The sequence below is a fragment of the Azotobacter beijerinckii genome, assembly GCF_900110885.1.
Taxonomy (GTDB): Bacteria; Pseudomonadota; Gammaproteobacteria; order Pseudomonadales; family Pseudomonadaceae; genus Azotobacter; species Azotobacter beijerinckii.
This window is the reverse complement of record NZ_FOFJ01000020.1, coordinates 52994-73376: the sequence shown is the minus strand read 5'-3', so window position 1 is coordinate 73376 and position 20383 is coordinate 52994. Positions and strand designations below refer to the sequence as shown.

The 20383-nt window shown below is 66.6% G+C and carries 16 protein-coding genes and 1 pseudogene; 7 read left to right on the top strand and 10 right to left on the bottom strand.

All coding sequences use genetic code 11. The features are described from left to right. On the top strand, window positions 1–302 hold a 302-nt coding region (locus BMY22_RS12110), incomplete at its 5' end, for a transposase domain-containing protein (RefSeq protein ID WP_143068474.1). Between the two features lie 456 nt (window positions 303–758). On the opposite strand, the gene BMY22_RS23775 is transcribed toward BMY22_RS12110, so the two are convergent. Both BMY22_RS23775 and BMY22_RS24365 read right to left on the bottom strand, forming a co-directional pair. Beyond that, a complete protein-coding gene (locus BMY22_RS23775) occupies window positions 759–1997 on the bottom strand; it encodes a hypothetical protein (RefSeq protein WP_143068484.1) in 1239 nt (412 codons plus the stop codon). Window positions 1998–2103: 106 nt separating this feature from the next. Further along, complete coding sequence (locus tag BMY22_RS24365) at window positions 2104–2430, bottom strand: hypothetical protein (protein WP_167363734.1); 327 nt, start codon at window positions 2428–2430, stop codon at window positions 2104–2106. A gap of 525 nt (window positions 2431–2955) precedes the next feature. On the opposite strand from BMY22_RS24365, the gene BMY22_RS24360 reads away from it, so the two are divergent. Beyond that, complete coding sequence (locus BMY22_RS24360; protein ID WP_167363733.1) at window positions 2956–3123, top strand: hypothetical protein; 168 nt, start codon at window positions 2956–2958, stop codon at window positions 3121–3123. A 230-nt stretch (window positions 3124–3353) separates the two neighbouring features. Continuing rightward, window positions 3354–3950: pseudogene (locus BMY22_RS12090) on the top strand (DNA adenine methylase); the annotation flags it as partial. A gap of 304 nt (window positions 3951–4254) precedes the next feature. On the opposite strand, the gene BMY22_RS12085 reads toward BMY22_RS12090, so the two are convergent. The 5 genes from BMY22_RS12085 to BMY22_RS12065 all read right to left on the bottom strand — a co-directional run bounded on the left by BMY22_RS12085 (window position 4255) and on the right by BMY22_RS12065 (window position 11530). Continuing rightward, a complete protein-coding gene (locus BMY22_RS12085) occupies window positions 4255–5175 on the bottom strand; it encodes a 5-oxoprolinase subunit C family protein (RefSeq protein ID WP_208599271.1) in 921 nt (306 codons plus the stop codon). Then, a complete protein-coding gene (gene pxpB / locus BMY22_RS12080) occupies window positions 5172–5849 on the bottom strand; it encodes a 5-oxoprolinase subunit PxpB (protein WP_175559698.1) in 678 nt (225 codons plus the stop codon). The genes BMY22_RS12085 and pxpB overlap by 4 nt, the downstream gene beginning before the upstream one ends. After that, complete coding sequence (locus BMY22_RS12075) at window positions 5846–6598, bottom strand: 5-oxoprolinase subunit PxpA (RefSeq protein ID WP_090622250.1); 753 nt, start codon at window positions 6596–6598, stop codon at window positions 5846–5848. Before BMY22_RS12075 ends, pxpB begins: the two co-directional genes overlap by 4 nt. A gap of 67 nt (window positions 6599–6665) precedes the next feature. Continuing rightward, window positions 6666–9041, bottom strand: a complete 2376-nt coding sequence (locus BMY22_RS12070; RefSeq protein ID WP_090622248.1) for a PepSY domain-containing protein — start codon at window positions 9039–9041, stop codon at window positions 6666–6668. Window positions 9042–9247: 206 nt separating this feature from the next. After that, entirely contained in the window at window positions 9248–11530 is a 2283-nt protein-coding gene (locus tag BMY22_RS12065; protein ID WP_090622246.1) for a TonB-dependent receptor, read from the bottom strand. A 179-nt stretch (window positions 11531–11709) separates the two neighbouring features. Here BMY22_RS12065 and BMY22_RS12060 point away from each other — a divergent pair, with 179 nt between their 5' ends. Together BMY22_RS12060 and BMY22_RS12055 are read left to right on the top strand one after the other, a co-directional pair. Continuing rightward, window positions 11710–12390: a Fe2+-dependent dioxygenase gene (locus BMY22_RS12060; RefSeq protein ID WP_090622243.1), complete on the top strand. Its 681-nt coding sequence runs from the start codon at window positions 11710–11712 to the stop codon at window positions 12388–12390. A gap of 10 nt (window positions 12391–12400) precedes the next feature. Continuing rightward, window positions 12401–13165: a tetratricopeptide repeat protein gene (locus BMY22_RS12055; protein ID WP_090622241.1), complete on the top strand. Its 765-nt coding sequence runs from the start codon at window positions 12401–12403 to the stop codon at window positions 13163–13165. A 7-nt stretch (window positions 13166–13172) separates the two neighbouring features. Here BMY22_RS12055 and BMY22_RS12050 read toward each other — a convergent pair whose 3' ends face one another. Then, on the bottom strand, window positions 13173–14279 hold the full coding sequence (locus BMY22_RS12050; protein WP_090622239.1) for an alpha-hydroxy acid oxidase: 1107 nt from the start codon (window positions 14277–14279) through the stop codon (window positions 13173–13175). A gap of 80 nt (window positions 14280–14359) precedes the next feature. Next, window positions 14360–15523, bottom strand: coding sequence for a type III PLP-dependent enzyme (locus BMY22_RS12045; protein ID WP_090622235.1), 1164 nt, complete (start codon window positions 15521–15523; stop codon window positions 14360–14362). Between the two features lie 526 nt (window positions 15524–16049). On the opposite strand from BMY22_RS12045, the gene BMY22_RS12040 reads away from it, so the two are divergent. After that, a complete protein-coding gene (locus BMY22_RS12040) occupies window positions 16050–17633 on the top strand; it encodes a peptide chain release factor 3 (protein WP_090622233.1) in 1584 nt (527 codons plus the stop codon). 172 nt (window positions 17634–17805) lie between these two features. After that, window positions 17806–18558, top strand: coding sequence for an SDR family NAD(P)-dependent oxidoreductase (locus BMY22_RS12035; protein ID WP_090622231.1), 753 nt, complete (start codon window positions 17806–17808; stop codon window positions 18556–18558). A 2-nt stretch (window positions 18559–18560) separates the two neighbouring features. Here the strand turns inward: BMY22_RS12035 and BMY22_RS12030 are convergent, their stop codons facing one another. Continuing rightward, window positions 18561–20351, bottom strand: coding sequence for a PTS fructose-like transporter subunit IIB (locus tag BMY22_RS12030; protein WP_090622229.1), 1791 nt, complete (start codon window positions 20349–20351; stop codon window positions 18561–18563). Between the last annotated feature and the right edge of the window lie 32 nt (window positions 20352–20383).

Sequence of the window (20383 nt, the reverse complement as noted above, 5' to 3'; positions counted from 1 at the left end):
CCAGCAACTGGAGCCGGCTCATCCGCTATACCGAGGCGGGCTACCTGCCGATCGACAACAACCGTGCCGAACGGGCTATTCGCCCGTTCGTCATCGGGCGCAAGGCCTGGCTGTTCAGCGACACGCCCAAAGGCGCGACGGCCAGCGCGCAGCTCTACAGCCTGGTGGAAACCGCCAGGGCCAACGGGCAGGAGCCCTACGCCTGGCTGCGCCACATCCTCGAGCGGTTGCCGGCAGCGCAAAGCGTCGAAGACTACGAGGCGCTGCTGCCGTGGAACTGCACTCCGACGGCGCCACTGTAAAAGACCGGCTCGGCCGTTAACAGACGGGGTTCATGGATCACTTACGGAGCAGCAGCGCATTCAGGAGCTGGAAGCCCGTATTCGCCGGGTCGAGCGGGAAAACGAAATCCTAAAAAAGGCTACCGCGCTCTTGATGTCCGACTCGCTCGATCGGTGAGCCTGATCGGCATGCTGAGCACGCAATTGCCGGTCATCGAGCTATGCCTGACCTTCGGCGTTGGACGTAGCAGCTATTACCAGCAACGCAGCCGGCAGGCCCGGCGCAATCCCCGCCGGGATCGCCTGCGGGCCAGGCTGGTCGTACTGCACGAGCGCACGCCGCTGGATGCCACCGGCCTCAGCGCCAGCCGCGACCGCGACATCGACGGCACATGGCGCGGCCTCTGCCTGGCCACCGAGATCGGCGCCGAAGGGGTAGGCGGCCCGCGTCACTCAGACCGTCCGCCTGGAGCGCCATCATTGAGACGTGTCATGGCCATCACCAACCTTCGGAAAGAGTTTATCGGTTTGCTGCCCGGCGGTGTCCGCGCTGTCGGTAGTGTCAGCGCGGTAGGCATCACCAGCGACTATGGGTGATTCATCTGAGAGTTCTTTGACAACTTTAGAAGAGGGGGATTTTTCGGATACGGCTGCAGTAGGTGGCTCGTAGGAGCCTTTGTGGAGGCCCGCCAATCCATTTTTTATTTCTTCTGGATCATCGTAGACGAAACCTTTGTAACCAATCGCCATTGGAGTATCGAAAACCTGTCTTATTCCTATGTCTTCCGTTGATGCGTGGCTTAGGGTTGTGGTTACGCCAAAGTCATTCTCTCCGACAAGTGCTGCGCTTAATGTGTCGGGATTGGTGTTGGTGTCTGCTGGTGGTGTATATAGGGTCTTGTTTTCGCTGGGGTATCTTGCTTGGTTGGGTGTTTTGCTAGAAAAGAACTCACCCTTGTAAGTGATGTCGAATATTCTTGTATAGTATATTTGATATGGGATGAATATTTTTGTTTTGCACTGACTGCAGATCATTTCTTTGTAGTCTTTTATTTTTTGTAGTTTTTGAATTTGCTCGGGTGGAAGACTTTGTAGTGCATCAAGCATTTCAAATGGGTCGACAGAGTAGTATCGTGCTGCGGGGATCGCTACGCTATATTCTTTTATGCTATTTATACCTATGCCTGCCTTGGGAAGTATCCCGGCCGGGATTGCAGCTGAGGGTTGTGACGAGTTCTCCTTGTGCTTGTAGAAGTTTGGGAAGGCTATTTGTTTTAACTGTTGATGTGTGCCTGGCGGATTGATAGTGTCTCTTGCAAAGCATTCCTTTGATGGAGAGTATTTTTTTATTTTTTTTGTTTGGTCCTCTTGGTCTGTTTCTTCTGTCTCCTTGAACTGGCATCCCTCTCCTTTAGAGGTAAATGACCATGTGTTGTCGTAGTAATTTGAGATCATTTTACTGACGTTGTCGACAGGTATCCTGGCAATCCTTATCGAGGTGAAGGTACATTCATTGTTATCCAGGTTTGCGCTGCAGCTTGGAGTGTAAATATTTACATATATGTCACCTATAAAGAGATCTTCGCGTGGGGGGTAAATGGGATTTATATCGTAATCATTCATCGCTCTAGCGGGCGTGCTTGAGGAGTTTATTTCATTCCCCGAGCATCCATGCAGCAATAGCAATGCGCCGAGTATTATTGTTTGTTTGTTCATTATAACTCCCTGCTTGGAGTAGTGTTTTTATTACTTTTGCATACTGCATAATTTCGGTTATTCCTGATGCCTGATCCTCGATGTGGATTGTAGTTGATTTTTTATTTTAGGAAGTCATGAAACAGACCTTCCTATTCTGGTAAGCACCGAGTTGGCCTGCGCCCGTGGCATCGTCGAGCTGGCCAAGGGCGGCAACCCGCCAATCACTGGAACCGAAATGGCCACCGTCAACCCCTGGAAGAAATTCATCGGCCTGCTGCCCGGCGGTGTCCGCACCGCCGGCACCGTCACGGCGGTCAACACCGCCCGCGGCACCAGCACCGTCGAGCTGCGCAACGGCATCACGCGGCATCGACGTTGCTGTAGGCAGCAAGGCCTTCATCGTCGACGGCCAGATCACCGGCCCGGCGCCGGAGCTGCCGCAGTACGACATCGAAGTCTGACCGCAACCCCATCCCCACCCAGAGCCCGCCCCGTGCGGGCTTTTCATTTTCTGGAGATCCCTATGCTGCTATCCGAGATCCGCGCTGCTGCCAGCGCGCATGAACAGTCCCCAGGCCGAGGTCATGCTCCTTGCCATCGGCCTGCAGGAGTCCGGCTTTATCCATCGCCGGCAGATCGGCGGGCCTGCCCGTGGTTTCTGGCAGTTCGAACTGGGCGGCGTGCGCGGCGTGCTACAGCATCCGCTGATGCCGGCCACCTGCGCTGGCGGTCTGCAAGGCCTGCAACGTCGAGCCGACCGAGGCGGCGGTCTATGCCGCCTTCGAGCACGACGACACCCTCGCCGCGGCCTTCGCCCGCCTGCTGCTGTGGACCGATCCGGCGCCGTTGCCGGCAGTGGGCGAGGTCAGAGCCGCCTGGGGCCTCTACGTGCGGACGTGGCGTCCCGGTAAACCGCATCGCGACCGCTGGGACGGCTGCTATGCACGGGCCATGGATGCGTTGAAGGAGGCCGCCGATGCTCGCTAGCGCACTGGCGTCGCTGTTGATCAAGGCCCTGACGGCCGACGTGGTCGCTCAGATCCTGCTCAGGCTGGCCAAGTACCTTGCCGGCAGGACGGACACCACGCTCGACGATGAAATCGTTCAGATCCTGGAGGATGCCATCGCCAAGAGCAAAGCGTGACCGTGCATCGCCGCTTCGGTGCCTTCGAACACTGGGGTGGCAGTAGCGGATGAATGCAATCACGCCGGAATCGAAATGAAGGGAGAGCGACGGCCCCAGTGTTCCAGCACCCGGGCCGCCACCGAACCTGCAGACTGTCCCTGCAAGCCCAGCCAAGGCTCCCTGCTCCGTGCACGAAGCGAGCGGGAGCCTATCACCTGTTCTTTTATACAGTATAAGACTTGCACCTTATGACCACTCCCATCATCCCGTGGATGGGCGGCAAACGCCGCCTGGCCGACCGCCTGATCCCGCTCTTTCCGCCGCACGAGTGCTACGTCGAGGTCTTCGTCGGTGGCGCGGCGCTCTACTTCCTGCGACCCATCTCAGCACCCGTCGAAGTTCTCAACGACATCAATGGCAACCTGGTCACCCTCTACCGGGTCGTGTAGAACCACCTCGAGGAGTTCGTCCGCCAGTTCAAGTGGGCCTTGAGCAGCCGGCAGGTCTTCGAGTGGCAGAAGATGACCCGCCCGGAAACCCTCACGGACATCCAGCGGGCGGCACGCTTCTTCTACCTGCAGCACCATGCCTTCGGCGGCAAGGTTTCCGGGCAGAGGTTCGGCACGGCCACCACCGGCCCGGCCATCAATCTGCTGCGCATCGAGGAGAACCTCTCCGGCGCCTGGCAGCGCCTGACCGGCACCTACGTCGAAAACCTGCCTTGGCTGGAGTGTGCCAAGCGCTATGATCGGCCGCACACCTTCTTCTACATGGACCCGCCGTACTGGCAGACCGAAGGCTACGGGGTGAACTTCCCGTTCGAGCAGTACGAGCGGATGGCCGAGTTGTAATAGCCTGATGGTTCTGGCGCCAAAAGCAAGGCGGAGCTTTCCAGCTTTTCCTCCCAACCGTCAGTCAACTCCCCTGTCCCTTCGCGACGGCCCCCGGAGCAGCGCCGGAGCGAGAGAACCCGCAACGGGGCGCAGCGCAGTGAAGGGCCGGATGTCGGGTGCCCTTCTTCTTTGGTTACTTTTTTCTTGGGCAAGCGAGAAGAAAGTGACTCGCCGTGCAGGGCGAAACCTGTCGGCCGGGCCGAGGAAAGCGCTGAGATTGCTCGCGAAAGCCAGGCCAGAGAAAACCGGCAAGCGCTCAGCGCCCGAAGAACCGATAGAACTCCCGCATCTCCCCCTGCACCGCCTCCACCTCCACCCGCTCGAAGCGCAGCGTCCGGTGCGCCGGACACTGCGCCAGCAGCCCCAGGTCCAGCGGATGCACCCAGCCGAGGACGGGATAGCCGCCCATGGTCTGCCGGTCGGCCATCAGCACGATCGGCTGGCCGTCCGGCGGCACCTGGATGGTGCCCGTGGTCACACCCAGCGACCACTGCCGCGTCGGCGCCCGCAACGGCTCGCCCAGAAGACGCATGCCCATCCGGTCGGACTGCGGGCTGAGGGTCCAGGCCTGGGCGAAGAAGCGCCGGCGCTCGGCCACCGAAAAATCCCCGGCATCGCCGCCGAGGATCACCCGCAGGCCGGGCTCGGCCCGGTAGTCCGGCACGAAGCGCCAGGGCACGCTGGCCATGCCGGGTAGACTGGCCGGCGCACAGGGCAGCAGGTCCCCGGCGCGCAGGGGCTGGCCGTCGCCGTGCAGACCGCCGAGGCCTTCGCGGGTCTGGGTCGCCACGCTGCCCAGTACCGCCCCGACGCGAAAGCCCCCCGCCACAGCCAGATAGGCGCGCTGGCCGCTGCGCGCGAAGCCGAGGGTCAGGCGCTGGCCGACGCGCAGCGGGAAGCTCGACCAGTTCGGCCGCGACTCGCCGTCCACCGCAATCGGCAGCTCGGCGCCGCACAGCGCCACCCAGGTGTCAAGCCGGCTTTCCAGCTCGACGCCGCCGAGGGCGATCTCGACCAGCGGCGTGCCCCAGGGGTTGCCGAGCAGATGGTTGGCCCAGGCCGCCGCGTGGATGTCCAGCGGGCCACCAGGGGATACGCCGAGGTGCTGCCAGCGGGCGCGGCCGGCATCCTGCAGCAGGCTCAAAGGACCGGGACGGATCACCGCCAGGCCCGTCACGGCACGCTGCCCTCGGCGCGGAAGGCCGTCTCGTCGATGGCGAAGAAGCGCACCCGGTCGCCCACCGCCAGCGGACAGGGCGGTTCGGCGCGGGCGTCGAACAGGCGCCGCGGGCAGCACCCGAGCAGGTGCCAGCCGCCCGGCGAGGCCTGCGGGTAGATCGCCGTCTGCCGCTCGGCGATGGCCAGGCTGCCGGCCGGCACCCGGGTACGCGGACTGGCCCGGCGCGGCAGGGCCAGGCGCGCGTCCAGCTCGCCCAGGTAGGCGAAGCCCGGCGCGAAGCCGATGGCGCCGACCCGGTACTCGGTACCGCTGTGCAGGGCGATCACCTCGGCCTCGCTCAGCGCGCAGGCGCGGGCGACCTCGGCCAGGTCCTCGCCGGCGTACCAGATGGGAATTTCGTGCAGACGGCCGGCGCTGGACGACGGCGGCCCGGCGTACCAGTCCTCGAGCAGCGGCAGCAGGCGCCGGGCAAGCTGGCGATGATCGGTGCGCAGCAGGTCGTAGTGCAGCAGCAGGGTGGTCCAGCCCGGCACCAGGTCGACCAACAGCGGCCCCAGTTCGCGGCGCAGGCGCTCGGCCAAGGCGGCGATACGCAGCGGCAGGCCGGCGTCGGGCTGCTCGGCGAAGACCAGCAGCAGGGCCTCGGCGCCGACCGGCTCGAGGCGCATCAGAGGCTGTCGAGGGCCGCGCGCAGGCGGCGCAGCACGGCCAGCGACTCGGCGTTGTCGCCGTGCACGCAGAGGCTGTCGGCGCGCAGGCGCAGCGGTTTGCCGTCGAGGTCCGGGAAGGCCGTGCCGCGGGCGATGGCCAGGGCCTGGGCGAGAATCCGCTCGGGGTCCTGGTGCACCGCCCCGCTCAGGCGGCGCGGCGCCAGCCGGCCGTCGGAGAGATAGGCGCGGTCGGCGAAGGCCTCGAACAGCAGCGGCACCCCGGCGGCCTCGGCCAGACGCGCCTCGCGGGCGTTGTCGGCCAGCGCCAGGACCATCAGCGGCAGGCCCGGACGGAAGGCCGCACAGGCCTCCAGCACCGCGGTCAGCAGGGCGTCGTCGCGCACCAGGTCGTTGTACAGCGCACCGTGCGGCTTGACGTAGTCGAGGCGGGTGCCGGCGGCGCGGCAGAAGGCGTCCAGCGCACCGAGCTGGTAGAGCACCTGGGCTCGCACCTCGTCGGGCGAGCAGTCCAGGTGGCGGCGGCCGAAGCCGGCCAGGTCAGGGTAGGCCGGGTGCGCGCCGATGCTCGCCCCGTGGCGCACCGCCAGGGCCACGCTGCGCTGCATGGTCAGGGGATCGGCGGCGTGGAAGCCGCAGGCCAGGTTGGCCTGGTCGATCAGCGGCATGGCCAGTGCGTCGTTGCCCATGGTCCAGGCGCCGAAGCTCTCGCCCATGTCGCAGTTGAGAAGGATGGCTGTATTGGTCTTCATGGCGTTAGCTTGCGGCTTCCCTCGGCCTGCCGCAAGCCGGCGGGGAGCCGCGGCTCCCCGCCGGCGCTCAGAAGAGGTCGCGGCGCAGGCGCCCCTCGTCGCGCAGGCGCTCGACGGCGACGCTACCGAGCAGTTCGACGAGCACCGTCTCGACTCCGGCCGCCATGCCCCGGCTGCCGCACAGGTAGACGACCGCCCCCTCGGCCAGCCAGCTGCGCAGGGCGTCGGCGGACTCGCGCAGACGGTCCTGCACATAGACCTTGCGCTCCCCGTCGGCGGAGAAGGCCAGGTCGAGACGGGCCAGCCGGCCCTCCTCCTGCCAGATCATCAGTTCCTCGCGGCAGAGGAAGTCGTGGGCCTCGCTGCGCTCGCCGAAGATCAGCCAGTTGATGCCCTGGCCGCGACGGATGCGCTCGCGCAGCAGGCCGCGCAGGCCGGCAAGGCCGGCGCCGTTGCCGATCAACAGCAGCGGCCGGTAGGACTCCGGCAGGCGGAAGCCGCCGTTGGGACGCAGGCGCAGCGGCACACGGGCGCCCGGCGCCAGTTCGCACAGCCAGCCGGAGCACAGCCCCGGCGTGCCGTCGGGGCGCCGTTGGCGGCGCACCAGCAGCTCCAGCACGCCGTCCTCGGCCAGCGAAGCGACCGAATAGCAGCGCGGCAGGGCGTCGGCCTGCGGCGGACGGATCTCCGCCAGGTCGCCGGCCTCCCAGCGCTGTCCGTCCGGGACTTGCAAGACCAGGCGCCAGACCGGCTCGGCCGAGCTGCTGGGGTTGAGGCATTCGCGGGCCAGCAACGTCCATTCGGCGAAGCCCTCCTCGACCGCCACGGGTGCCGGCGGCTCGCTGCCGAACAGCCGGCCGAGCTGCTCGCGCCAGGCCTGCAGGGCCGCGGCGTCGCCGCCGTTCACCTCCACCGGGGCGAACAGCGCCCGCGCGCCCTGCTTCTGCAGCCACTGATCGAGCTGCCGGGCGAAGGCGCAGAAACGCCGGTACTGGCTATCGCCGAGACCGAGCAGGGCGTACTGCAGATGATCCAGCTCGCACTCGCCGCCGAGTACCCGGCGCACGAAGCCGCGGGCGCTGTCCGGCGCCTCGCCGTCGCCGAAGGTGCTGACCACGAACAGCGCGCGCTCGACGCAGCGCAAGTCGTCCTTGTCGAGCTGCGCCAGCGAGCGCACCTGCACCGCGGCACCGCCCGCCTGCAGCTGGCTGGCGGCCTGCCAGGCCAATCGCTCGGCGAAGCCGTTCTGGCTGGCGAAGCCGATCAGCCACGGCTGGCCGTCGACCGATGCCGACAGCGCCTGCTGCGCCTCGCGGGCCGCGCGGCGGGTACGCCGGCGGTCGAGGTAGAGCTGCCAGCCGGTAATCAGGAACAGCGGCATGCCCAGGCTGGCGAGCAGCATCAGCACCCGGCCGGGATGGCCGAAATATTCGCCGGTATGCAGCGGATAGAGACTGGCGAGCAGGCGCTGGGACAGGCTCTTGTCGGCGTAGCGCTCGTGCTTGAGCGGCGCGCTGCTGTCGGTGTCGAGGCTCAGCCGGCTGATCGCCCGGACATGCTCGGCATCGCTCGTCACGTACATGATCTGCAGCGGCTGGCCGGGGCGCTCGGGCAGCGTCAGGTTGACCTGCCGGTAGCCGTCCCCCACCTCGCGGCGGAAGGCCTGGAACAGGCGGTCGAGGTCGATCGCCGGTGCCGGCGCCGACGCCCGCTCCGGCTCGCCGCCCGGCGGCGGACCGCGGCGTCCGCCGGGACCGCCATGCGCCGGGGCGGTTTCGCCGGCGAGGGCGAAGAGTCCCTGGCGGTACCAGTCGTAGGACCAGCTCAGGCCGGTCAGTGCCGCCAGCAGGTAGAACAGCAGCGCCCAGGTGCCGGCCACCGCGTGCAGGGTCCAGAGGAAACCGCGCCCCTTGCGCGACCAGTCGAGGGTCAGCCAGGCGCGCCAGTCGCCGGCCCGGCGCGGCCAGCGCAGGTAGAGGCCGGACAGGCAGAGGAACACCAGGATCAGGGTCGAGGCGCCGGTGATCGCCTTGCCGGTATCGCCGATGGCCAACCAGCGGTGCACCTGCATCGTGAAGCGGAAGAAGCCCAGGCCCCGCGCCGCGCCGAGCAAATCGCCGCGGTAGAGGTCGGCGTAGAGGGTCTCGCCACGCGGACCGCCGCCGCCGACGATCAGCTGCGCCGCCTCTTCCGGCACGCTCGACAGGGTCAGGCCCAGTATCTGGCGCTGCCCCACCTGACCGCGCAGGCGCTCGAGCAACTCGTCCGGACCCAGCGCCTGCGCGCCCGGCGGCACCTCGACGGTCATCACCCCGGGATTGAGAAAGCGCAGCAGTTCGCCCTGGTAGGACAGGATCGCGCCGGTCACGCCCATCACCGCCAGCACCAGGCCGGCAGTGATGCCAAGCAGCCAGTGCAGCTGGAAAAGGATCTTCTTCGCCACCTGATATCACCTGATCGGTGCCGCCCCTGGCGGCACGGTTGGAGTCGGAACGCGGTCGCCCGCACCAGCGCACCGCCGTGGCGGTGCCCATGAATTCTATTCGAGAATGGTTTGCAACAAACCGGCTTTACCCAACCTTTACCCCGGTACCCGGCAGACACGCAAAAACCGCCCGCAGGCGGCCCTCGACGGCTTCGCAGCCTTCCTCAAAAGTGGAGGTTGGTCGCCAGCAGCACGGTGCGCCCCGGCGCCACGTGAGCCATGTGGGTCGGGTAGATCTGGTCGAGGTAGCGCTTGTCGGTCAGGTTCTGCACGTTCAACTGCAGGTCGAGGTTCTTGCTCACCTTCAGGTTGGCCATCGCATCGTAGCGCCAGTAGCTGGGTACCTCGGCCGTGTTGGCGGCGTCGCCGTAACGCGAGTCCACATAGTTGGCGCCGCCGCCGACGGTCAGGAAGGGGAACAGCTGGTAGGTGCTCCAGAGGCTGAAGCTGTTCTCCGGGGTGCTGGGGTTCTCGTTGCCGTCGTTGGCGCCGGCGACATACTTGACCGCCGAGCTCGGGTCGATGTCCACCGTGCCGCCCTTGACGATCTCGCTGTCGAGGTAGGTGTAGTTGGCGAAGATCTGCCAGTTGCGGGTGATCCGGCCGCTGACGCCCAGCTCGAAGCCCTTGATCTCCACCTCGCCGATGTTCTGCGTGGTGCCGTCCTGGTCGGTGACCCGCGCGTTGGACTTCTTGGTTTTGAAGATCGCCGAATCCAGCGCCAGTTGGCCGTCGAAGAACTCCCACTTGGTGCCGAGTTCGACGTTGCGGTTGCGTTCGGGCTGCAGGTTCTCGGTGAGAATGCTCGTGCTGTCGGCACCTTCGCCGGAAGTCTCGCCGACCGGGTTGCGGGAGGTCGACCAGGCCACGTAGACGCTGCCGTTGGGCAGCGGGTTGTAGACCAAGCCCACCTGGTAGCTCCAGAAGTTGGTCTTGCTCTCGTAGTCGAAATTCCCCTTGGGCGTGGTCGAGTTACCGTTGGTGTAGCCTTGGGACTCGGTCTCGAAGTCGTCGTAACGCAGGCCGAGGTTCAGCGACCATTTCTCGTTGAACTTGAGGATGTCGAAGAGGTAGGCCGAGGCGGTTTCGGTATCGGTGTCGGTATAGGGCTTGCCGTCGGTATAGCTGCCGGTCCAGTCGTCCTTATAGTTCGGACTGCTCAGGCTGGTGCAATCGCCCGAGGCCAGTAGGGCGGCGTTGCAGGTGGTTCCGCTGGCGCCGGCGGTGAAGGCGTAGGGGCGGTTGTGCACGCCCTGGTCGGTGACCTCGATGCCGGTCACCAGGCTGTGCTCGATGCGGCCGGTATTGAACTTCGCGCGCAGGTCGGTCTGGTTGACCCAACCCTCGGAGGTGGAATTGCGGCTCTTCGGCGAGCGGTAGACGTAGCCGTCGTCGACGTTGCCCCGGGAGTCGTCGGGGTTGGTGGCGACGTAGTCGAGGGTGGTGCGCACCTGGCGGAAGGAGTTGGAGACCGTCACGTTGTCGTTGAGGTCGTGCTCGATCCTGAAGGTGCCCGAGTCGGTGCTGCTTTCCCGGTAGTCGCGGCCGGTCAGCCCGTAGAAATTGGATTTGCTGCCCACCGGATGGCGTTTCACGCCGATGCCGGACACGCTCAGCGGAATGCCGTAGTCCGGCGTGTCGTCGGCTTCCACGTGGTAGTAGGAGAAAGTCGCGCGGGTCGGGGTGTCGAAACCGAAGGTGATGGTCGGCGCGAAGCCCCAGCGGCTGACGTCCACCCCGTCGCGGCCGGCGACGTTGGCGTCGTGCTTCATCAGGTTCAGGCGAAAGCCGATCTGGTCGGTCAGCATCCGGTTGAGGTCCAGGGTCGAGCGGCGGGTCTGGTCGGAGCCGAAGGTCTGGCTGATGTCGAGGAAGTCGTTGCGCTTGGCGGTCTTGGTGATCATGTTCACGCTGCCGCCGGTGGAGCCGGCGCCGGTGTAGGCCGAGCCCGGGCCCTTGCTCACCTCGATCTGCTCGATGTTGAAGACCTCGCGGGTCTGCGAAGCGACGTCGCGCAGGCCGTCGATGAAGGTGTCGCTCTCGGCGTTGAAACCGCGGATGATCGGCCGGTCGCCCGCCGGGTTGCCGCCCTCGCCGGCGCCGAAGGTGATGCCGGAGGTGGTGCGCAGGGCGTCGACCAGGCTCAGCGAGCCGGTGTCCTCGATGACCTGCTGGGAAATGATGGTGACCGACTTGGGCGTCTCGCGCAGCGGCGCGGTGAACTTCTTCGAGGCGGACTCGACCTTGTAGTCGCTCTCACTGACCCCGATGACGCTGTCCGTCTCCAGCGACAGGACTTCCTTCTTCTGTGCGTCCTTCTTTGCGGCCTTCTGCTCCAGCGCCTCCTCGGCACGCACGCCGCCCCCTGCGGAAAATACCGTCATGACTCCCAGTGCCGAAGCCAGCACCCGCGGCGTGGCGGTCGAACGCTCGATGGTACGCGACATAATAGTTTCCCCCCTAACGAAAACGAATGGCGCGCACTCTAATCGAGAACGATTCTTATAATCAACAGATACATATTTACATACGAGAATTGTTAATTTTTTGTGGATCGCCCCATTTACCCATCAAATAAAAGTAAATACCATTTGAGATAAGTTCTCGATTAATAGGGCCAGCCATCATGCTGCTACACATACCGGGAGTGTTCTCCCGCGACGAAGTCCGGCGCATCCGCCAGGCACTGGAGCAGGCGCACTGGCTCGACGGCAAGGCGACCGCGGGCTACCAGTCGGCCAAGACCAAGCACAATCTGCAGCTGGCCGAGGACGACCCGCTGGCGCGGGAAATCGCCGGTGCCATGCTCGAGCGCCTCTGGCAGAACCCGCAGTTCATGTCCGCCGCGCTGCCGCACAAGGTCTACCCGCCGCTGTTCAACTGCTACACCGACGGCGGTACTTTCGGCTTCCACATCGACAACGCGGTGCGCCAGGTGCGCGGCTCCGCCGAGCGGGTGCGCACCGACCTCTCCTCCACGCTGTTCTTCAGCGACCCCGACGAATACGACGGCGGCGAACTGGTGATCCAGGACACCTATGGCATGCAGCGGGTCAAGCTGCCGGCCGGCGACCTGGTGCTCTACCCGGCCACCAGCATCCACCAGGTCACGCCGGTCACCCGCGGCGCGCGCTACGCCTCGTTCTTCTGGACCCAGAGCCTGGTCCGCGAGGACTCCCAGCGCAGCCTGCTCTACGAGATGGACCAGGCCATCCAGAGCCTGTCGCGCGACCTGGAAGATCATCCGGCGCTGGTCCAGCTGACCGGCAACTACCACAACCTGCTGCGCCGCTGGGGCGAGGTGTGAGTAAACGACCATGAGCTTCATCCTGCGCCGCAGCGAAACGCCCGACCTCGCGCAACTGGGTCGCTTGGCCGATGACCCGCGCCAGGCGGCGCGCTGGACGCTGGCCGCGGCGGGCGCCGGCGAAGTGGAAGCCCAGGCCCTGCTCGGCCAGCTCCTGCTCGATGGCCACGGCATCCAGCGCGACGCGGAGCTGGCCCGCGAGTGGTTCGAGATCGCCGCCCGCAGCGGCCACGCCATGGCCGGCAACATGCTGGGCCGCTGCTGCGAACTGGGCTGGGGCGGGGCCGTCGACGAAGCCGCCGCCGCCACGCATTACCGCACGGCGGCCAGGCGCGGCCTCGACTGGGGCATGTACAACTACGCCAACCTGCTCGCCACCGGCCGCGGGGTGGCGCGCGACGAGGCGCAGGCTCTCGCCTGGTACCGGCGCGCCGCCGAGCTGGGACACGCCAAGTCGATGAACCTGGTCGGCCGCTACCACGAGGAAGGCCGGGTGGTCCGCGCCGACCCGCAGGCCGCCCTCGCCTGGTACCGGCGTTCCGCCGAGGCCGGCGACTTCCGCGGCCAGTTCAGCTACGCCACGCTGCTGATGGACCTGGGCCAACGGGGCGAGGCCCGCCGCTGGCTGCGCGAAGCCCTCGAACGCGGCCATCTGAAGTTCCTGCGCAAGGCCCGCGACGAACTGCGTCAGGTCGCCGGCACGGAGTTCGCCGACATCGCCGCAGCCTACGCCCGGCGCTGCGCCGAGCTGGAGGGAATCGCCCTCGCCGGCTGAGCCGCACTCAACGGGAAACCAGCGTCGGTCCGATATCGGCCAGGGTCCGGCAACCGGTCAGGGCCATGGCCACCTCCAGCTCGGCGCGCAGCAGCTGCACGACATGGCAGACCCCCGGCGCACCCGCCGCGGCCAGGCCGAAGATATAGGGCCGCCCCACCAGCACCGCGCGAGCGCCCAGGGCCAGGGCCTTGAACACGTCGGTACCGCGGCGGATACCGCCGTCCAGCAGCAGCGGAACCCGCCCCTCGACGACCCGGGCGATTTCCTCCAGTACCTCGATGGTCGCCGGCTGGGTATCCAGGGTGCGCCCGCCGTGGTTGGAGACGATGATCCCGTCGATCCCCTCGGCCACCGCGCGGCGGGCGTCCTCGGGGTGCATCACGCCCTTGACCAGCACCGGCAGGCGGGTCAGCGCACGCAGCCAGGCGAGATCCCGCCAGGTCGGCGCGGCATCCAGCAGCGGGCCGCCGAGCAACACGCCGTCGCCGATCCGGTTGGTAACCGGCGGCAGCGTGCGCATGCCGCGCAGGTTGACCGCCTCGACACCCGCCGGCAGCGCGAAGCCGGCGCGCTGCTCGCGGTTGCGCAGGCCGTTGACCGACGCGTCCACGGTCACCACCAGCGCCTGGTAGCCGGCCGCCTCGGCGCGCTGCACCAGCTCGCGGGTGAATTCGCGGTCGGGCTGCACGTAGAGCTGGAACCACAAGGGCGTCTGCGCCGAACGGGCGATCTCTTCCAGCGCCACGCTGGCCTGGGTGCTGACCACCATCCCGGCGCGCACCGCCGAGGCCGCCAGCACCGTGGCCAGCTCGCCGTCCGGGTGGACGAGCTTCTGGTAGGCCACCGGCGCCAGCAGGATCGGCTGCTCGAAGCGCTGGCCGAACAGCTCCAGACGGGTATGGCCGCCGCTCAGCTCCTGCAGCGCCCGGCTGCGCAGGCGCAGGCGCCGGAAGGCCGCGCAATTGTCGCGCAGGGTCAGCTCGTCCGCCGCGCCGCCGGCCATGTAGGCCCAGGCCTGCTCGCTCATCCGCTCGCGGGCGAAGGGCTCGTAGTCGGCGACCGCGGCGATGCTCGCGGGGATCTGCTGCAGCGTGGGCAGGGGGCTGTGCATGGCATCCGCTCCTCGGCTCTCGGGGTTCGCCATGAAAAACGCCGCGACGGGCGCGGCGTTGTTTCGCTGGCAGGCGGATCTTATATGTAGAAGGCCTTCAGCGGCGGGAAGCCGTTGAATTCCACCGCGCTGTAGCTGGTGGTGTAGGCGCCGGTGGACAGCCAGTACAGGCGGTCGCCGCTGGCCAGGTTGAGCGGCAGGCCGTACTTGTAGTTCTCGTACATGATGTCGGCGCTGTCGCAGGTCGGGCCGGCGATCACCACCTCTTCCATCTCGCCCTTCTTCTCGGTCCAGATCGGGTACTTGATGGCCTCGTCCAAGGTCTCGATCAGGCCGGAGAACTTGCCCACGTCGGTGTACACCCAGCGCTCCACGGCGGTGCGCGACTTGCGCGAAACCAGCACCACTTCGCTGACCAGGATGCCGGCGTTGGCGATCAGCGAGCGGCCCGGCTCGAGGATGATCTCCGGCAGCTCGTCGCCGAAGTCTTCCTTGAGGAAGCGGATGATCTCCTCTGCGTAGGTCTCCAGGCTGTTGGTCTTGGTGATGTAGTTGGCCGGGAAGCCGCCGCCCATGTTGATCATCTTCAGCTCGATGCCGTCCTCTTCCTTGAGGCGCTCGAAGATCACCTTGACCTTGGCGATCACCGCGTCCCAGACGTCGATATCGCGCTGCTGCGAGCCGACGTGGAAGGACACGCCGTAGGGCACCAGACCCAGCTGGCGGGCGAGGATCAGCAGGTCCAGGGCCATGTCCGGCTGGCAGCCGAACTTGCGTGACAGCGGCCAGTCGGCGGAGGTGGAACCCTCGGAGAGGATGCGCACGTAGATCCGCGAGCCCGGCGCGGCCTTGGCGATGTTGCGCAGGTCGGCCTCGGAGTCGGTGGCGAACAGGCGCACGCCCTTCTCGTAGAAGTAGCGGATGTCGCGGGACTTCTTGATGGTGTTGCCGTAGCTGACGCGCTCGGGAGCGACGCCTTCGTTCAGCACTTTGTCCAGTTCGTAGATCGAGGCGATGTCGAAGTTCGAGCCCTTGTCGCGCAGCAGGCGGATGATCTCCACTGCCGGGTTGGCCTTCACCGCATAGTAGATCCGGGCGAAGGGAAAGCAGTTGCCCAGCTCTTCGTAGGCGTTGGCGATGGTCTCGGTGTCGATGACCACGAAGGGGGTTTCCTGCTTGTCGGCGAAGGCCTTCATGCGCTGGAAAGTAGCGGGCGGGTAGTAGTCTTCGATCTTGATCGACATGCAAGGACTCCAATGGCAAAACGCGGAAAGGATTGAAAAAGGGGTTAACTCGCGAACGCCTGATCAGTTTCCCCACTTTGGTTCGCCTACTTCCCAAGGCATGTCGCCGAAAGCAAAAAGGTCAACCGGGTACAGGGGTTGACCTTGCTGTCTCGTCGTCAGTACTTGAGCCGGATGGATCGTTTCCAGCATGGACGTTCGGCCGCGAACTTTAGGACCATGAGGGGTCAAGATCAACCAGAAATTGCCGCTTGCCACCCCCTCGATGGTCCAAGTCGCACAGCTCCGGCATCGGCAGCGAAGGCTTCGGGATGCCGAACCGCACGACGAGCGGGACGACCCGCGGCGGCCGGCGCCCTCTCAACCTCGCGGTCCGCTCCGGACAACCGGCATGACCGGGCGAGATCCCGCCCGGCCCCCTCCTGCCCGGCGTCGGAGCGGCCTGATCGGCACCCGGTTTCAGGTATAATTCCGCGTTTTTCCGGGCCCTTCCCGCCCGCCACCGCATCCTCCCAGGCACGAATTCATGAGCACCCAGGCCGCCGAAGTCGCGAAGCGCCGTACCTTCGCCATCATCTCCCACCCCGACGCGGGCAAGACCACCATCACCGAGAAGCTGCTCCTGATGGGCCAGGCGATCGCCGTGGCCGGCACGGTGAAGTCGCGCAAGTCCGACCGCCACGCCACCTCCGACTGGATGGAGATGGAGAAACAGCGCGGCATCTCGATCACCACCTCGGTGATGCAGTTCCCCTACCGCGAGCACATGATCAACCTGCTCGACACCCCCGGCCACGAGGACTTCTCGGAAGACACCTACCGCACCCTGACCGCGGTGGACAGCGCGCTGATGGTCCTCGACGGCGGCAAGGGCGTCGAGCCGCGGACCATCGCCCTGATGGACGTCTGCCGGCTGCGCGATACCCCGATCGTCAGCTTCATCAACAAGCTCGACCGCGACATCCGCGACCCCATCGAGCTGCTCGACGAGATCGAGGCGGTGCTGAAGATCAGGGCGGCGCCGATCACCTGGCCGATCGGCTGCTACAAGGACTTCAAGGGCGTCTACCACCTGGCCGAGGATCGGATCTTCGTCTACGTGCCGGGGCACGGCCACGAGCGCATCGAGACCCAGGTGATCGAAAAGCTGGACTCGGACGAAGCCCGCGCCCACCTGGGCGACCTCTACGAGGATTTCATCGAGCAGCTGGAGCTGGTCCAGGGCGCTTGCCACGAATTCGACCAGGAGGCCTTCCTGCGCGGCGAAATGACCCCAGTGTTCTTCGGCACCGCGCTGGGCAACTTCGGCGTCGACCAGGTGCTCGACGCGGTGGTCGACTGGGCGCCGATGCCCCTGGCCCGCGCCGCCCGCGAGCGCACCGTGGAGCCGACCGAGGAGAAGTTCACCGGCTTCGTGTTCAAGATCCAGGCGAACATGGACCCCAAGCACCGCGACCGCATCGCCTTCATGCGTATCTGCTCGGGCAAGTACGAGAAGGGCATGAAGCTGCGCCATGTGCGTCTGGGCAAGGACGTGAAGATCGCCGATGCGCTGACTTTCTTCTCCAGCGAGCGCGAGATGCTGGAAGAAGCCTGGGCCGGCGACATCATCGGCCTGCACAACCACGGCACCATCCAGATCGGCGACACCTTCAGCGAGGGCGAGGCGCTGGGCTTCACCGGCATCCCGCACTTCGCCCCGGAGTTGTTCCGCCGCGTGCGCCTGAAGGACCCGCTGAAATCCAAGCAGCTGCGCCAGGGCCTGCAGGAGCTGGCCGAGGAAGGGGCCACCCAGGTGTTCTTCCCCGAGCGCAGCAACGACATCATCCTCGGCGCGGTGGGCGTGCTGCAGTTCGACGTGGTGGCCAGCCGGCTGAAGGAGGAATACAAGGTCGAGTGTGCCTACGAGGCGATCAACGTCTGGTCGGCGCGCTGGATCGAGTGCGAGGACAAGAAGAAGCTCGAGGACTTCAAGGTCAAGGCCTTCGAGAACATCGCCATCGACGGCGGCGGCCATCTCACCTACCTGGCGCCGACCCGGGTCAACCTGAGCCTGATGGAAGAGCGCTGGCCGGAAGTGAAATTCCGCGCCACCCGCGAGCATCACTGAAGTCCCCTGTGCAGGAGCCGGCGAGCTGGCTCCTGCACACTCCCCCACCTCCCGCCGCCCTCTGCGCACAAAGGCTGCCAAGCCTTGCAAAACCGCTCTGGCATGCTACTTCTACGCCCTCTCGCGTTCGCCCCTGCAAAGCAATCCCTCTCACACGCTAAGGAGCAAATCCATGGACCTTCAATTGCGGAATCGGAACGTGCTGGTCACCGGCGGCACCCGCGGCATCGGCCGGGCCATCGTCGAAGGCTTCTTGCGCGAAGGCGCGCGCGTGGCCTTCTGCGCCCGCGATCCACGGGGCGTGGCGCAGGCCGAACGGGAACTCGGCGAACGCGCCTTCGGCCAGGCCGTCGACGTCACCGACGGCGCGGCGCTGGAGCAGTGGGTGAAAGACGCGGCGGCGCGCCTGGGCGGGATCGACATCGTCGTGCCCAACGTCAGCGCGCTGGCCGGCGGGCAGAGCCTGTCGGCTTGGCGGCAGGCCTTCGAGACCGACCTGCTCGGCACCGTCGGCCTGGTCAACGCTGCCCTGCCCCACCTCCAGCAGTCCGAGGCGGGGGCGATCGTGATCATCTCCAGCGTCTCCGGGCGACAGATCGATATCTTCGCGGAACCCTACGGCGCGCTGAAGGCGGCGCTGATCCACTACGGCAAGGGCCTGGCCCAGCGCCTGGCCGAGCAGCGCATCCGGGTCAACGTGGTTTCGCCGGGCAACGTCTACTTCGAGGACGGCGTGTGGGGCCAGATCGAGCGCGAGCAGCCGGAACTCTTCGCCAAATGCCTGGCGATGAACCCCATGGGCCGCATGGCGCGGCCCGAGGAAGTGGCCAACGCCACGCTGTTTCTGGCCAGTGCGGCCGCCAGCTTCACCACCGGCACCAGCCTGCTGGTCGACGGCGGTCTGACCCAGGCGGTCCAGTACTGAACTCAGGCGTGCCGGCCTGACGGCCGCTCGGCGAGCGGGCCGCCCGCGGCCGGCGCCTGCTCCGTCGCGGCCGCCAGCTCGGCGGTCTCGCCGCGCTTGAGCACGGCATACAGCACCCCGGTCAGCAGGCTGCCCGCCACTATCGCCAGCAGGTAGGCGAGCGTGTGGTTGATCGCGTTGGGAATCGCCAGCACGAACAGCCCGCCGTGGGGCGCCATCAGCTTGCAGCCGAAGTACATCGACAGCGCGCCGGTCAGGGCGCCGCCGGCGATGCTCGCCGGAATCACCCGCAGCGGGTCCTTGGCGGCGAAGGGAATCGCCCCCTCGGAGATGAAGCACAACCCCAGCACCCCGGCGGCCTTGCCGGCCTCGCGCTCGCTCTGGGCGAACTTGTAGCGGGCCAGCAGGGTGGCGATGGCCATGCCCAGCGGCGGCACCATGCCGGCGGCCATGGTCGCCGCCATCGGCGCGTAGGTCTGCGAGGCCAGCAACCCCACCGAGAAGGCATAGGCCGCCTTGTTGACCGGTCCGCCGAGGTCGACGCACATCATCCCGCCGAGCAGCAGGCCGAGCAGCACGGCATTGGTGCTGCCCATGCCGTTGAGAAAGTCGGTCAGCCCGGCGAGCATGCCGGCCACCGGCGCACCGACCACGTAGATCATCGCCAGACCTGTGAACAGGCTGGCCAGCAGCGGGATGAGCAGGATCGGCTTGAGCGACTCGAGACTCTGCGGCAGGCGCAGCCAGCGACCGAGCGCGCTGGCGCAATAGCCGGCGAGAAAGCCGGCGACGATCCCGCCGATGAAACCCGCCCCCAGGTTGCCGGCCAGCAGGCCGCCGATCATCCCCGGCGCCAGGCCGGGACGGTCGGCGATGGAATAGGCGATGTAGCCGGCCAGCACCGGCACCATCAGCTTAAAGGCGGTGTCGCCGCCGATCTGCATCAGCGCCGCGGCCAGGCTGCCCTGCTCCTTGAACGCCTCGATGCCGAAGACGAACGACAGGGCGATCAGCAGGCCGCCGGCCACCACCATCGGCAGCATGTAGGACACCCCGGTCAGCAGGTGCTTGTAGGGGCCGCTCCGGGTCTTGGACTTGCCCGGCGCGGCGGCCGCGGCGGGGCTGGCGCCAGCCTGCGCCACCGCCTCCTCCAGGGCGCGGCGCAGGGTCTGCTGCGGCTGCTTGAGCGCCACGCCGGTGCCGCAACGGTAGATCTTCTTGCCGGCGAAGCGGCTGGTGTCGACCTCGATGTCGGCGGCCAGCAGCACCACGTCGGCGGCGGCGATGGCCGCCTCGTCGAGCAGGTTGCGCGCGCCCACCGAGCCGCGGGTTTCCACCTGCAGCGCATAGCCGAGCTGCCTGGCGGCCTGCTGCAGGGCCTCGGCGGCCATGAAGGTGTGGGCCACCCCGGTCGGGCAGGCCGTCACCGCCACCAGCCGCGGCTGGGCCGAGGCCACGGCGGCCGGCGCGGCCGCCTGCGGCTGGAGCACCTCGGCGCGCTCGGCGGCTTCGCCGAGGAAGCCTTGCGGATCCTGCAGCGCCTCGGCCGGGGTCGACTGCACCAGGCGCTTGCCGACGAAGCGCTCGAGCGCCAGCTCGCCGGTCTTGACCACGACCACCAGCTCGGCGGCGGCGATGTCGGCATCGGACAGCGGCGAGCCGATCGCCTTGGGATCATGCACCTCGACGCGGGTGGTCCAGCCCAGGCGCTGGGCGGCCGCCTCCAGCAGACGCGCGCAGAGCACGCTGGTGACCATGCCGTTCGGGCAGGCAGTGACGATCAGCAGATTCATGAAAAAGAGACCTCTTTTCTTGTTATGTCGTA

Excerpts from the sequence above, each read along its gene's own strand:
- BMY22_RS12040 (WP_090622233.1), top strand. The coding sequence starts at position 16,050 with ATGAGCACCCAGGCCGCCGAAGTCGCGAAGCGCCGTACCTTCGCCATC.
- BMY22_RS24360 (WP_167363733.1), top strand. The coding sequence starts at position 2,956 with ATGCTCGCTAGCGCACTGGCGTCGCTGTTGATCAAGGCCCTGACGGCC.
- BMY22_RS12060 (WP_090622243.1), top strand. The coding sequence starts at position 11,710 with ATGCTGCTACACATACCGGGAGTGTTCTCCCGCGACGAAGTCCGGCGC.
- BMY22_RS12045 (WP_090622235.1), bottom strand. The coding sequence starts at position 15,523 with ATGTCGATCAAGATCGAAGACTACTACCCGCCCGCTACTTTCCAGCGC.
- BMY22_RS12065 (WP_090622246.1), bottom strand. The coding sequence starts at position 11,530 with ATGTCGCGTACCATCGAGCGTTCGACCGCCACGCCGCGGGTGCTGGCT.
- BMY22_RS23775 (WP_143068484.1), bottom strand. The coding sequence starts at position 1,997 with ATGAACAAACAAACAATAATACTCGGCGCATTGCTATTGCTGCATGGA.
- BMY22_RS12075 (WP_090622250.1), bottom strand. The coding sequence starts at position 6,598 with ATGAAGACCAATACAGCCATCCTTCTCAACTGCGACATGGGCGAGAGC.
- BMY22_RS24365 (WP_167363734.1), bottom strand. The coding sequence starts at position 2,430 with ATGTCGTACTGCGGCAGCTCCGGCGCCGGGCCGGTGATCTGGCCGTCG.
- BMY22_RS12030 (WP_090622229.1), bottom strand. The coding sequence starts at position 20,351 with ATGAATCTGCTGATCGTCACTGCCTGCCCGAACGGCATGGTCACCAGC.
- BMY22_RS12050 (WP_090622239.1), bottom strand. The coding sequence starts at position 14,279 with ATGCACAGCCCCCTGCCCACGCTGCAGCAGATCCCCGCGAGCATCGCC.
- BMY22_RS12055 (WP_090622241.1), top strand. The coding sequence starts at position 12,401 with ATGAGCTTCATCCTGCGCCGCAGCGAAACGCCCGACCTCGCGCAACTG.
- BMY22_RS12035 (WP_090622231.1), top strand. The coding sequence starts at position 17,806 with ATGGACCTTCAATTGCGGAATCGGAACGTGCTGGTCACCGGCGGCACC.